The sequence below is a fragment of the Mesorhizobium sp. HAY1-8B genome (assembly GCF_056868045.1).
The window spans coordinates 6,081,540-6,095,500 of record NZ_CP200321.1; the positions used below are offsets into that span (position 1 = coordinate 6,081,540).

Here is a 13,961-nt window from a genome sequence, read left to right on the forward strand (position 1 = left end):
CAACAATGAGACGCATGTTCCTGGGACTCTGCCTCGCGGCTGCGATGCTGTCGGTGCCCGCGCTTGCCGATACGCCCGCCAACACGCTGGTGGTGGCCAAGGCCATCGACGATATCGTGACGATGGATCCAGCCGAGATCTACGAGCTCTCGAATTCCGAAATCGCGGTGAATGTCTATGACCGCCTGATGGGCCTCGAGATTGGCGATATGAAAAAGCTGGTGCCAAAAGTGGCCGAAAGCTATTTGGTCAGCGATGACGGCAAGACCTTCACCTTCAAACTGAAATCGAATTTGAAGTTTCATTCCGGCAACCCGGTGACCGCCGAGGACGTCGCATTCTCGCTGCAACGTGTCATTCTGCTCAACCTGACACCCGCCTATCTTTTTCAGGGCCTCGGCTGGACCACCGACAACGTCAAGGACATGGTCAAGGCAGTCGACGCGTCGACCGTGAGCATCACTGTCTCGGAAAAATACGCGCCGACCTATGTCCTCAACCTCATGAGCACGGTGACCTCATCGATCGTCGACAAGAAGGAGGCGATGGCGCATGAAAAGGACGGAGATCTCGGCCATGCCTGGCTGAAGACCAACTCCGCCGGCTCGGGCGCCTACAAGATGCGTTCCTGGAAGGCAAACGAGTCCGTGGTACTCGAGGCCAATCCCGGCTTTCGCCTTGGCGCGCCCAAGATGGAACGTGTCATCATCAGGCATGTGCCCGAAGGCGCCACCCAGCGTCTGCTCATAGAAAAGGGCGACATCGACATCGCGCGCAACCTGACACCCGACCAGATCAAGGGCATTGAAGGCAACACCGACCTGGTGGTCGGCACCTTCCCCAAGGCGACGATCTACTATCTCGGCCTTAGTCAGAAGGTGGAGGCCCTGAGGAACCCGAAGGTCCAGGAAGCGCTGCGCTGGCTTATCGACTACCAAGGCATGGCGGACTCGTTCCTGAAAGGCCAGCAGCTCGTGCATCAATCCTTCTGGCCCGCCGGCTTCTACGCCTCGCTGGAAGACAATCCCTACAAGCTCGATCCTGCCAAGGCGAAAGCACTGCTTGCCGAAGCGGGCTACCCGAACGGCTTCGAGATCGGGCTCGACGCCGGTAACACCCAGCCTTTCACCGGCATCGCCCAATCGATCCAGTCGACGTTCGCGCAAGCCGGCGTGAAGGTCACGATCAACGCCGCCGAGATCAAGCAGGTGCTGACCAAGTATCGGGCCCGCCAGCATGACATGATCTACATGTACTGGGGACCGGATTATCTCGATCCGAACGCGAACGCCGACAGCTTCGCCAACAACCCCGACAACAGCGATGCCTCGACCTCGAAGCCGCTTGCCTGGCGCAACAGCTGGGATATCCCGGATATCTCCAAGGAGACGCGTGCGGCACTTCAGGAAGGCGACATCGAAAAACGCAAGGCGATGTATCTTGACCTGCAGACCAAGCTGCAGAAATCCGGCCCGTTCATCAATATGTTCCAGGAAAGCGAACAGACGGTCATGCGCAAGAATGTGAAGGGCTTTTTCTCGGGACCGAACGCCGACCTGGTATTCTACTATGACGTGACCAAATAAGCGTTCGGGATCGCATAGCCGATGGCCAGTGACATGACTTCGACGGGACGCGCGGTTGCCAGCTGGCAACCGCGCGTCACCGAGTTTGCTTACGAACTTGTCCGCTTTGCCGGCATCCTGGCCCTTACCCTGCTCGGGCTGATCTTCATAACCTTCATCATCGGGCGCGTGGTCCCGATAGACCCGGTCCTTGCCATCGTCGGCGACCGCGCGCTGCCCGAGACCTATGCGCGAGCCAGGCAAGAACTCGGCATCGACCTGCCGATCTATCAGCAATTCTGGATATACCTCCTCAAGGTCGTGCAGGGCGATTTCGGCACCTCGGCGATGACGTCGCGTCCGGTGCTCTATGACCTGGCGCAATTCTTTCCCGCGACGCTCGAGCTCGCCACCGCGGCGACGCTGATCGGCGTCGTCGTCGGTATTCCACTCGGTGTCGTTGCCGCCACGCATCACGGTCGATGGATCGATCACGTCACGCGTGTCGTCGGCCTCGTCGGCTACTCGATCCCGATCTTCTGGATGGGCCTTGTCGGCCTCCTTGTCCTCTACGCCTGGCTCGGCCTCGTCGCTGGACCGGGCAGGCTGGACATCGGCTACGATGGCCTGGTCGAGCCGGTCACCGGGCTCATTACCATCGACAGCGCGATGTCCGGTGACTGGGATGTGTTCGCCAATGCGCTCTCGCATCTGGTGCTGCCGGCGAGCCTGCTCGGTTACTTGACCCTCGCCTACGTTTCGCGCATGACGCGAAGCTTCATGCTGGCGCAGCTCAGCCAGGAATACATCCTGACGGCGCGCGCGAAAGGCATGCCGGAACGTCGTGTGATCTGGCGCCACGCGCTTGGCAACATCGTCGTGCCGCTGATTACGGTCGTCGCGCTGAGCTACGCGTCCTTGCTCGAAGGAGCGGTGCTGACCGAGACGGTGTTCGCATGGCCGGGGCTCGGTCTCTACATCACCCGCTCGCTGTTCAACGCCGACATGAACGCCGTGCTCGGCGGCACCATGCTGATCGGCGCGATCTTCGTTTGCCTCAATGTATTCTGCGACCTGCTCTACCGGCTTCTCGACCCGAGGGCGCGAACATGAGGGCGCGCGCATGACGGCACGCGAATGGCTGCTCACCGACACGCCGCACTCGCGGCGTCAGGCCTCCATCGGTCACTGGTATCGCAACTGGCTGGCCTTTCGCCTCAACCCGCTGGCGATGATCGGCCTTGCGATTGTCACGCTGCTGATTCTGGTCGCGGTCCTCGCCCCGGTGCTGCCCTTGCAGTCGCCGACCTTGCAATCGCTTGCCACAAGGCTCCAGCCGCCCGGGTCCGAGCACTGGTTCGGGACCGACGAACTCGGCCGTGACATCTTCTCGCGCGTCGCCCATGGCGCGCGCATCACCCTCACCATCGTCCTCATGGTGGTCATCATCGTCGTGCCGATTGGGCTTCTGATCGGCACGGTGTCGGGCTATCTCGGCGGCGCTGTCGACGTCGTGCTGATGCGCATCACCGATATCTTCCTCGCCTTCCCACGGCTCATCCTGGCGCTGGCCTTCGTCGCAGCGATCAGGCCCGGCCTGGAAAGCGCCATCATCGCCATCGCGCTGACCTCATGGCCGCCTTACGCGCGCATTGCCCGCGCCGAGACGATCACCGCGCGCAACGCCGATTTCGTCAAGGCGGCGAGATTGCAGGGCGCCTCGGCCTTCCGCATCATCTGGCATCACATGGTGCCACTTTGCGCCGCATCGGTCATCGTGCGCATGACGCTCGACATGGCGGGCATCATCCTGACCGCCGCAGGCCTGGGCTTCCTCGGATTGGGAGCGCAGCCGCCGACGGCGGAATGGGGCGCGATGATCTCAACGGGACGTGACTATCTGCTCGACCAATGGTGGGTGGCGACCATTCCAGGCATTGCGATCTTCATCGTCAGCCTGGGGTTCAACCTGCTCGGTGACGGCTTGCGCGACGTGCTGGACCCGAAGCGGACATGAGCGCGCCGGTCCTGGACGTCGAGAACCTGCGCGTCACCTTCCCGTCCCATCACGGGGACGTCGACGTGGTGCGCGGCGTCAGCTTCACGGTTGGACGTGAAAGATTGGGCATCGTCGGTGAATCCGGCTCCGGCAAATCCCTGACCGGGCGCTCGATCTTGCGGCTGGTGCCACCCCCTGGACGAGTGAGTGCCGACAGGCTGTCGTTCATGGGACAGGATCTCCTGAAACTGCCCGAAGCCGAAATGCCCCATATCCGCGGCAAGCGCATCTCGATGGTGCTGCAGGATCCGAAATTCTCGCTCAATCCTGTCATGAAGGTCGGGCACCAGATCGAGGAATCCTACCGCCTGCATGTCGCCAACAACCGCCGTCAAGCCCGCGAAAGCGCGATCGAGGCGCTGAAAGCGGTGAAGATCCGCGATCCGGAAACGGTCTACCACCTCTATCCACATCAGCTTTCCGGCGGCATGGGACAACGCGTCATGATCGCCATGATGCTCGTCCCGGAACCGCAATTGCTCATTGCCGATGAACCGACATCCGCTCTCGATATGACGGTACAGCTTCAGGTCCTCGCGATACTGGACGACCTCGTCCGTGAACGCGGCATGAGCCTGATCCTGATCAGCCATGACCTTGGTATGGTCTCTGCCTTCTGCGACCGGGTGATGATCATGTATGCCGGCAAGGTGATCGAGACCGTGAAGGCGAGCGATCTCGACAAGGTCCAGCACCCCTACGCGCGTGGCCTGATGGCTTCAATGCCGCGCCTCGGCGACGACCGGGCGGAACTGCCCGTCCTGCAGCGCGATGCCGGCTGGGCGAAATGAGCGAGCCGATGATCCGGATTTCCGACCTTTGCGTCAGCTTCGGCAAGGGCGCAAGGCGGCTGGCCGCCGTGCGCAACGTGTCGTTCGATGTCGCTCATGGCGAAGCATTCGGCTTGGTGGGCGAATCCGGATCGGGCAAGTCGACCGTGCTGAATGCCGTCGCCGGCTTGATCGACGCCTATGCCGGTGCGGTCAGTATTGACGGCACGGAGGCGCGGCCCTCCCGCAGCCATGCGCAGCGTCGCCTCGTGCAGATGGTGTTCCAGGATCCTTACGGATCGCTGCACCCTCGACATACGATCGACAAGGTGCTGTCGGAGCCAGCCCGCATCCACTCCCTACCGGACATCGAGCAACGGGTTGAACGTGCACTGGCCGATGTCGGGCTGAAGCCAGAGCATCGTTTCCGCTTCCCGCATCAGCTTTCCGGAGGACAGCGCCAGAGGGTGGCGATCGCCCGCGCGATCATTCTGGAACCCCGGGTGCTTCTCCTTGACGAGCCGACGTCCGCACTTGACGTCTCAGTGCAGGCGGAGGTGCTCAACCTGTTGCGGCGGCTGCGGCGGGAACGCGGCTTCACGACCATCATGGTAAGCCACAATCTGGCGGTCATCGCCTACATGTGCGACCGGATCGCGGTAATGAACGGTGGACGTATCCTGGAAACCGGGACTAGTTCCGATTTGGCACAAGGGAAGTTCCAGCACGCCTATTCGCGCCAGCTTCTGCGGGCAAGCGGCGGCTATGACCGCGCACTCCTGGAGGATCTCTGGCAGGAAACCTGAGACAAACTCCATGACGCCGCATGCCCAATCGAAATCTCGGAAAAGAGGGGCATCAAGGTCGTCAGCGCTCTGGGCATGATGCACATAAGTCCATGGGGGCGTCTTCGACCGGGCGGGGAAATCCTCGTTGCAGGTCTCAGTGCAGTGCACTCTGCTTGGCTGTGGCAATTCCTCTCATTTCGTCCCGATACGGCTGTGAAGCGCCATGGTCGATGGTCGTGGCGAGCCCGCAGGACGTGTGGCAAACACTGATCTTTGTTGTTTTTAAAGGACGACGGTCGGAGGTCTTCGTCCTTTTCCGTGCGCGATCACCTGTTCTGATGCAGGATCGTCTCGGCCGCGATGAAGCCCCAGGTCAGGTTGGGGCCGAGCGTGGTGCCGGCTCCTACGGCGCGCGTGCCGATGGGGTTGGCCATCGCAAGCCCTGCCGCGTAGAGGCCGGGAATGATCGAGCCGTCCGGTCTCACCACCTGCGCCCGCTCGTTGGTGCGGGCGCCGCCCTTGGTGCCAAGAATAGAGCGATTGATCGTCATGCCGACATAGGGAGGCTTGTCTATCGGCTTCAGACGGTTCTCCGGGCCATGCGCCTTGTATGCCTCCCAACCGTTCTCGCCGCGTTGGAAATCCGCATCGTGCCCCTTGGCGCAGAAGCCATTCCAGCGGGCAATCGTCTCCTCGAGCGCTGCCGGCGGCAATCCGAGTTTTGCGGCAAGGCCGGCAATCGTATCCGCCTTCTTCACCCAGTCCCGCTCATAGGAGGCGTACCAGCGGAACGGTAGCGAGGTTCGCGGGAAACGATGATCGCCCACGAGGTAGCAAGGCAGATGGATGGGCGCGCCGTCGGGTCCGCGTGCATCGATCGCCTCGCCGATATTGAAGGCGTTTTCACTGATAAAGCGCTTTGCGTGACGGTCGACCACGATCGAATGGGGCTCGGCCTGGAATGTCATCGGCAGACCGTGGGGCTGTCCCTGGTAGCGCGTCGGCAGGCAGGGATAGACGTTCGCCTGGTCCATATGGTCCAGTTGCGCGCCGACGGACGCCGCAAGTTTCTGGCCGTCGCCCTCGTTGCCGCGCGGACTACCGATCCGGTCGAATGCACCGGGGAAATGGCGCTTGCGCATCTCGTTGTCCCATTCGAAGCCACCGGTGGCGATCACGACGCCTCGGCGCGCGACAATCTTCTTTCGTTGACCCTCGTTTTCCACCTCCGCGCCGGTGATACGTGAGTCCAGATCCTGCAGCAGGGTGATGGCGCGCGTTCCCAGCTTGAAGGTGACGCCGGCATCAAGGCAGCCCCTGATCAGCCCGGTCATCAGTGCCGTGCCTTGCCCCCCGGAATTGGTCAGCCATCGCCAAAGGAGCTTCGGCCAGAGTTTGAATCCCGCGCGGATCGGGTGATGATAGAGATCCAGGTCGACGATCTCCTGGTAGGTGAAACTGTGCGGCAAGGTGGAGCGGCGCAGGCTGGATGCGAACCTGCCCAGGATGCGGCGGCTGACCGGTCTGGGCGAGAGCATGCGGCCGTAAAGCTTGCCACCTGGCGCCTCGGCAAAAGGGTCGGGCTCGTTGATCAGGCGGAAGTCGAGCGGCGTGTTGCCGGAGAGGAAGCGCAGCATATCCGGCGCCGCCTGGGCGAAGGCAGTCCAGAGCGCGTCTTCCTTCCGCTCCCACCCTTCGGGCGCGACGGCGCGCAGATAGGCGAGCGCGTCCTCGCGGCTGTCGGCGATGCCGGCTTCGGCCGCGACATGATTGGCCGGTATCCATACACCGGCTCCGGACATGGCCGATGTACCGCCCAACCATTCGGTCTTCTCGATGACCAGCACTTTGAGACCGCCTTTGGCGGCCCTCAGGGCCGCTGAGCAAGCCGCCGAGCCCGAACCGATGACCAGAACGTCGAATTCGTCCACTGGCGTTCCCCTGCTTTTCATAGTGTCACTATAGGAACAGGAAATTAGATCTGTCTACTCTTGTGTCGACACTTTTTGCATTGTAGCTTCCCTCAGGTTGCCAGCGTCCCCGGCATGATCCCGCAGCTCTTTAGACAGGCAGAAACCATGGACGATACCCGCTTCCCAGCCGCTCCGTCCGGCATCCATGTTTCCGGATCCGAAACCCGCGAAAGCTACTGGCAGCCGGTACCGGCAAACGGCCATATCGACGTGGCGTTGGCGCCGCATATCGTCGGCATGGAGCACCCCTTCGCACTGGGTACTCAATCGGTCGCGCCCGGCGGCTATGTGCGCGAGCACACGCATGACCGAAACGAGGAGACGGTCTATGTCATCGAAGGCCATGGCCGTGCCGTCATCGACGGCAAGGAATATCCGCTGACCCCGGACAGCGTGGTGTTCCTGCCGAAAAATGTCAGGCACATGTTCATCAACGATGGCGAGACGCGGCTGCGCTGGATCTGGCTGATCGTGCCCAATGGTCTGGAGGACTTCTTCCGCCTGATCGGCAAACCGCGCAAGCCAGGCGACCGCGTGCCGTCCAACTTTCCGCGTCCGGAAAACGTGCTGGAGATCGAGCGCAAGACGGTGTTCGGGGCTGATCTCGCCGACAAGTTCGATCCCACGAAACAGACCTCCTGAAGCAGGCCAGGATGCTGACGATTGGCCTCATCGGCTACGGTGCGATCGCGCACGAGATCGTCCGCGCTTTCCCGCCGGATGCGGTTCGCTGGGTGGCGCTGTTGCGCGAAGGCGCCAGCCGGGCATTGCCGGCACATGTCAGCGCGGTGACGCGGCTTGAAGCATTGATCGACGCACGCCCCGCGGCGGTGGTGGAGGCGGCGAGCCAGCAAGCGGTGGCCGCCTGCGTGCCCGCGCTTCTTGAAGCCGGCATCCCGGCCATCATCGCTTCGGTCGGCGCGCTGTCCGATCCGGCGCTTGCCGCCCGGCTGACTGATGCCGCGCGCATCGGAGGCGCGCGCCTGGTCCTGCCGTCGGGCGCCCTGGGAGGCCTCGACTATTTGCGGGCGATAGCGTTACTTCCCGATGCGCGCGTCCGCTATACCTCGCGCAAGCCGCCGGCCGCCTGGACGGCGGAGCTGGCTTCCGCCGGCCGTTCAGCCGACAATGGCGCCGTAACCCTCTTCGAGGGCACGCCCGCTGAGGCGGCAAGGCGCTATCCAAAAAACCTCAATGCCGCTTTCGCCGTGGCGCTGGCGGCGGGCGCCGACAAGGTGACGGTGCGTGTGGTTGCCGATCCGGCGGCTTCCGGCAACACCCACGAAATCGAAGTCGAGAGTGCCGCCGGCGCCGCCTCCTTCCATCTCGTCAACGCGCCCTCGCCCGACAATCCCAAGACTTCGGCGCTCACCGCGCTCAGCCTCGTCGCGGCCCTTCGCGAATTGCTCGACCAGGAAGGCCATCACTGATGCCCTTCTTCGCCGCCGCCGATGGTTGCCGCATCCACTACGAGACATCAGGCAGCCATGGCCCGCGCCTGATCCTCATCCCCGGGCTCGGCGGAGATGGGAGGTTCTGGGCCGGCGTCGTTCGGCTGCTCGAGGCCCACCATTGCATCATCGTCACCGACCATCGCGGCGCGGGCCGCAGCGATCGCCCGAACAGCCGCTATTCCATTCCGCTGATCGCCAGCGACATTGCCGGCCTGCTGGCTCGGACGGGCGGTCCCGCTCATATTGTTGGGCATTCGACCGGTGGCGCCATCGCGCAGGTGCTGGCGCTCGATCATGCCGAGATCGGCTTGAGCTATACGATCAGCAGCTCCTGGGCGCAGGCCGACGCCCGTTTCCGCACGCTCTTTGGCGCCCGTGCCGAACTGCTTGATGCCGGCATGGCCGAAACCTTTCAGCGCCTTGGCCATGTGCTGTGCCACGAACCGTCCTACCTCGATACACATGCCGGGCAACTCGACGCGGCGGTCGCAGGCGCCCCGCATACGCTGGCGCCACTCGCCGTCGCCGCGGCGCGCGTGCGCATGCTGCTCGACCACGATCGCCTTGCCGACCTGCCGCGCATCGCCGCCCCGGTGCAGGTGATAGCGGCCGCTGGCGATATCCTGACGCCGCCCACCCTTTCGCAGGCTATCGCCAGGGCAATACCGGGTGCCGACCATGTAACTGTTCCCGGCGCGCATTTTCATCCTCTCGCCGATCCCGAGGGTTTTGCCGCCATCCTTCGCCGTTTCATCGCCGGGGCCGAGAGCAAATATCATGACCGCTGAAATCGCCGCCGCTCTCATCGATCCGCGCCTGAAGCCGGGCGCCGGCCTCCTCGCCGAAGGGCGCGCCATGGCGCGCGACTGGCGGCTCGGCAGCTGCCTCTTCCTCACTGAAACCGGCATGCCTTCGGAGGCCGCCTGGAAGCGCAAGGCAGCGGCCGAGAAGCGCGTCATGCAGCACGCCCATATCGGCTTCAGAAGCGTCGACCGCACCATCGCGGCGATCGGGGAAGTGCACGGGCAATGCCGCGAGGCTGGGGTGACGGTCGACCGTTTCGGCATCACCCTCGACTGGTCGATGGGCTATCCGCAAGCCATGCGCGCCAAGGCGGCGCGCGGCACCGGCATCGTGCTCACCGGTCCCGAGGATTTTGCCCGCATCACCAATGCCGCACCCGCCGCCGCCCATTTCGGCGACTTCATGCTCGGCCTGCCTGGCGCGCTGGAAAACACCCGCTCGGCTATCGCCGCCGGGGCGACGGCGGTCGGCAATCTCGGGCAGTATTTCACTTTCCGGCTGCCCTATTGGGACGACGATGTGGCGACCACCGAGGCGACCGTCACCGCGCTCGGCCTGATCGCCGCGCAGGATGCCGAGATCCTCGTCCATTCCAATCTCGACGACGGATTTGCCGGGCTGTTTATCGACATGGCCTGCGCGCTGGGCATGGTGCTGATCGAAAAGCACATCGTCGAGGAGCTAATCGGCGCGCGCCTCGCCCATTGCTACGGCCACCATTTCAGCGATCCGCTGTCGCGCACCGCCTTCCATGCCGCGCTGGTGCGGGTCAACGACACGCCGGGCACCATGATCTTCGGCAACACCGTCTCCTACCAGTCGACCCCGGCGGGCAACTACGCCAGCCTGGCAAGCTATCTCCTGGCCGACATACTGGCGGTCGGGCGGTGGCCGTCCGGCCATGCGATCAATCCCGTGCCGGTGACCGAGAACCAGCGGATTCCCGATGTCGACGAGATCATCGACGCGCAGACCTTCGCGCACCGGCTGACGCTACACGCCCCTTTCTACGACCCGGTCTTCGATTGGACCAAGGCGGAGGCAATGGCCGATGTGCTGGTCGAAGGCGGACGCCGTTTTGCCGACGCCGTCATGAAGGGGCTGGCCGAGCGGGGGGTGGATACCGAAGACCCGGCCGCGCTGATGCTCGCCATCCGCCGCATGGGACCGAAGCGCCTGGAGGATCTTTTCGGCCCCGGCGCGGCAAGCGGGCGCGGACGCACGCCACTGATCCATGCCGAATGGGCCCGCGAGCTCAACCACAAGGCGGCAGGCTGGGTTTCGACGCAGACACCGTTGGCAAGCCGAGAACCCCTGATCGTCTGCATCGGTACGACAGACGTGCACGAGCACGGCAAGTATCTCGTCGAACAGGCGCTGGCCGGCCTGGGCGTTGCCATTGCCGATGCCGGCGTGGCCGTCGATCCCGAAGCGCTTGTCGCCCACGCGGCTGAGAGCGGGGCCAATGCCATCGCCGTCAGTACCTACAATGGCGTGGCGCTTCGCTACGCGCAGGCGGTGAAGGCAGCGATGGTGGCGCGCGGACTTGTCCTGCCGGTGCTCATCGGCGGAAGGCTGAACGAAGTGCCGAAGGACTCCAATTCCGGCCTGCCGGTGGATGTGACCGAGGACATCGCAAAGCTCGGCTGCGTGCCATGCGCCGATCTCGATGCGATGCTCGTCGCCCTGCGCTCCATCCCGAACGGCCGGTGACGCCCGCCATGGGCCGGACGGGCGCGCATCTCACCAGGCCGTCATGCCGCCGTCGACAGTCAGGATCGAGCCGGTCGCAAAGGAGGATTCGTCGCTCGCAAGCCACAGGATCGCCTGCGCGATCTCGACGGGCTGGGCAACGCGGTTCATCGGCGCGCGTGCATTCAACGCCGTGACGAAGCCCTCGGGGTCGGAATGGGTTTCGAGAATCTTGTCGAAATAACTCGACCAGGTGGTGCCGGGCGCCACGGCATTGACGCGGATCTTCTCCGCCGCGTGGTCGAGCGCCATGGCGCGTGTCAGCGCCGCGACGCCGCCCTTCGACGCGACATAGGCCGCTCGGTCGGCAATCCCAACATGGGCAACATTGGAGGCGGTGTTGACGATCGCTCCGCCGCCGCCCGCGGCCATGACCGGAACGGCATATTTGGAGCAGAGAAAGACGCCCTTGAGGTTGACGGCCATCAGCGCGTCCCAGTCTTGCGCCGCGGTGGTGACGACGGAGCCGCGTATGCCGTAGCCGGCATTGTTGACAAGCACATCTATGCGCCCGAACGCCTCCTGGGCGCGCGCCACCATGGCCATGACGGAACTCTCGTCCGAGACATCGGCCTCCATCGCCAGCTGACCCGTTCCGTGCGCAACCTCCCGTGCTTTGCCACCGTCCCGGTCGACGACCAGAACGCGCGCGCCCTCCTTTGCGAACAGTTCCGCCACGGCGGCGCCGATGCCGGCTCCCGCGCCTGTCACGATCGCCGCCTTGTCCTTCAAACGCATTGTTGATCCTGTTTTCCAGATTTGTTCGTCCCCATCTTGCAGAAGCCCTTGCAAAGTGTCGACACTTTTGTATTTAATTTCGACACGAGATCGGAGATATCAGTGAAAAACACTCCTTCCGTCGAACAACACCTGGAAATCTACCGCCGGATGCTGCTGGTGCGGCATCTGGAAGAGAGCCTTGGCGCGCTCCACAAGGAAGGCCGCACGCGCGGTCCGATCCATCGCTGCGACGGCCAGGAAGCCGTCGGTGTCGCGGCAACGGCGGTGCTCGAGGCGAGTGACAAGGTCGCCACCACCCATCGCGGCCACGCGGTCTATATCGGCAAGGGCATGGCCATGCGCCCCGTGGTCGCCGAAATCCTCGGCCGCGCCACCGGCGCCTGCGGCGGACGCGCCGGCCACATGCTGATAGCCGATGCCGAAAAGGGCGTGATCGGCGGCAATGCCATTGTCGGCGCGGGCATCCCGGCGGCAACCGGCATGGCGCTTTCCATGCAGATTCTCGGCACCGGCAACGTCGCCATGTGTATCTTCGGCGACGGCGCCGCCCAGACCGGCATCTGCCACGAGGCTATGAACATGGCCGGGCTGTGGAAGCTGCCTGTCGTCTTCGTGCTCGAGCACAACCAGTTCGGCCTGACCGTCCCCTCGGATGTGCAGTCGCCGGTCGCGGATCTGTCGATCCGCGCCGCCGGCTATGCGATACCGGCCGAGATCGTCGACGGCAATGATGCCGTCGCCGTCTACCGCGCCGTGTCAGCCATGACCGAGCGTGCCCGGCGCGGCGAAGGCCCCGGCATGGTCGAATGCAAGACCTATCGCATCGAAGGCTTTTCCACCTCCGACATGGGCGGCTACCAGAAGCCGGAAGACATCGCCGCCTGGAAGGCACGCGACCCGCTGCTGGTTTCACGCAAGGCACTTCTTGGCGATGTCGGCGAGACTAAGCTCGCCGACATCGAGGCGGCGGCCAAGGCCGAGGTGGCCGAAGCCTTCGAGACCGCGCTGTCCGATCCCCTGCCGGAATTTTCCGTCGACGAAGCCTGCAATCCCTACAGCGAGGCGCACTGACATGGCCATGATGCGGTACGCCGAGGCGCTCAACGCGGCGCTGCGCGAAGAGATGCAGGCCGATCCTTCCGTCTTCCTCTTCGGCGAGGACATCGGCCGCTATGGCGGCGTCTTCAAAGTGACGAAAGGGCTGATGGAGGAATTCGGCGAGACGCGCGTGCGCGACACGCCGATATCCGAACAGGCGATGACCGCCATGGCGGTGACCGCGGCCATGACCGGCACCCGTCCGGTGCTGGAAATCATGTATGCGGACTTCATACCGCTGACGCTCGATGCCCTGGTCAACCAGGCCTCGATCTACAACTACATCTGGAACGGCCAGGTGAAGATGCCTTTCGTGCTGCGCACGCAAGGCGGCGGCGGCGCCGGTGCCGGCGCGCAGCACTCCAAGGCGCTCGATTCCATGCTTGCCCACATACCCGGCATCAAGGTCGTCGCGCCTTCGACGCCCGCCGACGCCAAGGGCATGCTGAAGGCCGCGATCCGCGACGACCAGCCTGTGGTCTTCCTCGAGCACAAGCTGCTCTACAACATTCGCGGCGAGGTGCCGGATGGCGATGTGACGGTGCCGCTCGGCAAGGCCGCGACCATGCGCGAGGGCAGCGACATTTCGATATTCGCCACCTCCAAGATGGTGGTGGAGGCGTTGAAGGCCGCCGACCTCCTCGCCGCTGACGGCGTTTCGGCCGAAATCGTCGACCTGCGGTCGCTGCGCCCGCTCGATGTCGACGCCATCGTCGCCTCCATCTCGAAAACGCACCATGCCGTGGTGGTCAACGAAGGCTGGCGCTTCTGCGGCTATGCCGCCGAGCTCTCGGCAACGATCATGGACCACGCCTTTGACGAGCTCGACGCGCCGGTCGCACGCGTGACCCTGCCGGACATGCCGATCCCCTACTCCGAACCGCTGGAAACGGCGATGCTGCCGAATGCCGAAAAGATCCGCACTGCCGCGCTGCAGACGCTGAAGTGACGGAGGCG

At 63.9% G+C, this 13,961-nt stretch carries 13 protein-coding genes; 11 read left to right on the forward strand and 2 right to left on the reverse strand.

What is annotated here, in order from left to right:
* Window positions 1-5 precede the first annotated feature (5 nt).
* From AC1VON_RS29185 to AC1VON_RS29205, 5 genes are read left to right on the forward strand one after another with little or no spacing between them, the layout of a single operon-like run.
* Window positions 6-1,586, forward strand: coding sequence for an ABC transporter substrate-binding protein (locus tag AC1VON_RS29185; RefSeq protein ID WP_172349184.1), 1,581 nt, complete (start codon window positions 6-8; stop codon window positions 1,584-1,586).
* Between the two features lie 21 nt (window positions 1,587-1,607).
* Window positions 1,608-2,678 (forward strand): ABC transporter permease, encoded by a 1,071-nt coding sequence (locus AC1VON_RS29190; RefSeq protein ID WP_246740933.1) that lies wholly within the window; start codon window positions 1,608-1,610, stop codon window positions 2,676-2,678.
* Between the two features lie 10 nt (window positions 2,679-2,688).
* Window positions 2,689-3,582 carry a nickel transporter permease gene (nikC, locus tag AC1VON_RS29195; RefSeq protein WP_483125758.1) on the forward strand — a complete coding sequence of 298 codons (894 nt, stop codon included), beginning with the start codon at window positions 2,689-2,691 and terminating at the stop codon, window positions 3,580-3,582.
* Window positions 3,579-4,415: an ABC transporter ATP-binding protein gene (locus AC1VON_RS29200; protein ID WP_483125759.1), complete on the forward strand. Its 837-nt coding sequence runs from the start codon at window positions 3,579-3,581 to the stop codon at window positions 4,413-4,415. The genes nikC and AC1VON_RS29200 overlap by 4 nt, the downstream gene beginning before the upstream one ends.
* Window positions 4,416-4,423: 8 nt before the next feature.
* On the forward strand, window positions 4,424-5,200 hold the full coding sequence (locus AC1VON_RS29205; protein WP_483125760.1) for an ABC transporter ATP-binding protein: 777 nt from the start codon (window positions 4,424-4,426) through the stop codon (window positions 5,198-5,200).
* Between the two features lie 308 nt (window positions 5,201-5,508).
* On the opposite strand, the gene AC1VON_RS29210 is transcribed toward AC1VON_RS29205, so the two are convergent.
* Complete coding sequence (locus AC1VON_RS29210; protein ID WP_483125761.1) at window positions 5,509-7,113, reverse strand: FAD-dependent oxidoreductase; 1,605 nt, start codon at window positions 7,111-7,113, stop codon at window positions 5,509-5,511.
* Between the two features lie 147 nt (window positions 7,114-7,260).
* Here AC1VON_RS29210 and AC1VON_RS29215 point away from each other — a divergent pair, with 147 nt between their 5' ends.
* The 4 genes from AC1VON_RS29215 to AC1VON_RS29230 are packed head-to-tail and all read left to right on the forward strand — an operon-like array spanning window position 7,261 to window position 11,126.
* Window positions 7,261-7,797, forward strand: a complete 537-nt coding sequence (locus AC1VON_RS29215; RefSeq protein ID WP_483125762.1) for a cupin domain-containing protein — start codon at window positions 7,261-7,263, stop codon at window positions 7,795-7,797.
* Window positions 7,798-7,808: 11 nt separating this feature from the next.
* Window positions 7,809-8,585, forward strand: coding sequence for an aspartate dehydrogenase (locus AC1VON_RS29220; RefSeq protein ID WP_483125763.1), 777 nt, complete (start codon window positions 7,809-7,811; stop codon window positions 8,583-8,585).
* Window positions 8,585-9,397, forward strand: a complete 813-nt coding sequence (locus AC1VON_RS29225) for an alpha/beta fold hydrolase (protein WP_483125764.1) — start codon at window positions 8,585-8,587, stop codon at window positions 9,395-9,397. Before AC1VON_RS29220 ends, AC1VON_RS29225 begins: the two co-directional genes overlap by 1 nt.
* Complete coding sequence (locus tag AC1VON_RS29230) at window positions 9,387-11,126, forward strand: cobalamin-dependent protein (RefSeq protein ID WP_483125765.1); 1,740 nt, start codon at window positions 9,387-9,389, stop codon at window positions 11,124-11,126. The genes AC1VON_RS29225 and AC1VON_RS29230 overlap by 11 nt, the downstream gene beginning before the upstream one ends.
* 30 nt (window positions 11,127-11,156) lie before the next feature.
* On the opposite strand, the gene AC1VON_RS29235 is transcribed toward AC1VON_RS29230, so the two are convergent.
* The gene (locus AC1VON_RS29235; protein ID WP_172349175.1) at window positions 11,157-11,903 is read right to left on the reverse strand and encodes an SDR family oxidoreductase; all 747 of its coding nucleotides are present in this window, start codon (window positions 11,901-11,903) and stop codon (window positions 11,157-11,159) included.
* 102 nt (window positions 11,904-12,005) lie between these two features.
* Between AC1VON_RS29235 and AC1VON_RS29240 the strand changes: the two genes are divergently transcribed.
* Both AC1VON_RS29240 and AC1VON_RS29245 read left to right on the forward strand, forming a co-directional pair.
* Window positions 12,006-12,977 carry a thiamine pyrophosphate-dependent dehydrogenase E1 component subunit alpha gene (locus AC1VON_RS29240; RefSeq protein ID WP_483125766.1) on the forward strand — a complete coding sequence of 324 codons (972 nt, stop codon included), beginning with the start codon at window positions 12,006-12,008 and terminating at the stop codon, window positions 12,975-12,977.
* 1 nt (window position 12,978) lies between these two features.
* Window positions 12,979-13,953, forward strand: coding sequence for an alpha-ketoacid dehydrogenase subunit beta (locus tag AC1VON_RS29245; RefSeq protein WP_172349173.1), 975 nt, complete (start codon window positions 12,979-12,981; stop codon window positions 13,951-13,953).
* The last annotated feature ends 8 nt before the right edge of the window (window positions 13,954-13,961 follow it).

Excerpts from the sequence above, each read along its gene's own strand:
- AC1VON_RS29185 (WP_172349184.1), top strand. The coding sequence starts at position 6 with ATGAGACGCATGTTCCTGGGACTCTGCCTCGCGGCTGCGATGCTGTCG.
- AC1VON_RS29190 (WP_246740933.1), top strand. The coding sequence starts at position 1,608 with ATGGCCAGTGACATGACTTCGACGGGACGCGCGGTTGCCAGCTGGCAA.
- nikC (WP_483125758.1), top strand. The coding sequence starts at position 2,689 with ATGACGGCACGCGAATGGCTGCTCACCGACACGCCGCACTCGCGGCGT.
- AC1VON_RS29200 (WP_483125759.1), top strand. The coding sequence starts at position 3,579 with ATGAGCGCGCCGGTCCTGGACGTCGAGAACCTGCGCGTCACCTTCCCG.
- AC1VON_RS29205 (WP_483125760.1), top strand. The coding sequence starts at position 4,424 with ATGATCCGGATTTCCGACCTTTGCGTCAGCTTCGGCAAGGGCGCAAGG.
- AC1VON_RS29215 (WP_483125762.1), top strand. The coding sequence starts at position 7,261 with ATGGACGATACCCGCTTCCCAGCCGCTCCGTCCGGCATCCATGTTTCC.
- AC1VON_RS29220 (WP_483125763.1), top strand. The coding sequence starts at position 7,809 with ATGCTGACGATTGGCCTCATCGGCTACGGTGCGATCGCGCACGAGATC.
- AC1VON_RS29225 (WP_483125764.1), top strand. The coding sequence starts at position 8,585 with ATGCCCTTCTTCGCCGCCGCCGATGGTTGCCGCATCCACTACGAGACA.
- AC1VON_RS29230 (WP_483125765.1), top strand. The coding sequence starts at position 9,387 with ATGACCGCTGAAATCGCCGCCGCTCTCATCGATCCGCGCCTGAAGCCG.
- AC1VON_RS29235 (WP_172349175.1), bottom strand. The coding sequence starts at position 11,903 with ATGCGTTTGAAGGACAAGGCGGCGATCGTGACAGGCGCGGGAGCCGGC.
- AC1VON_RS29245 (WP_172349173.1), top strand. The coding sequence starts at position 12,979 with ATGGCCATGATGCGGTACGCCGAGGCGCTCAACGCGGCGCTGCGCGAA.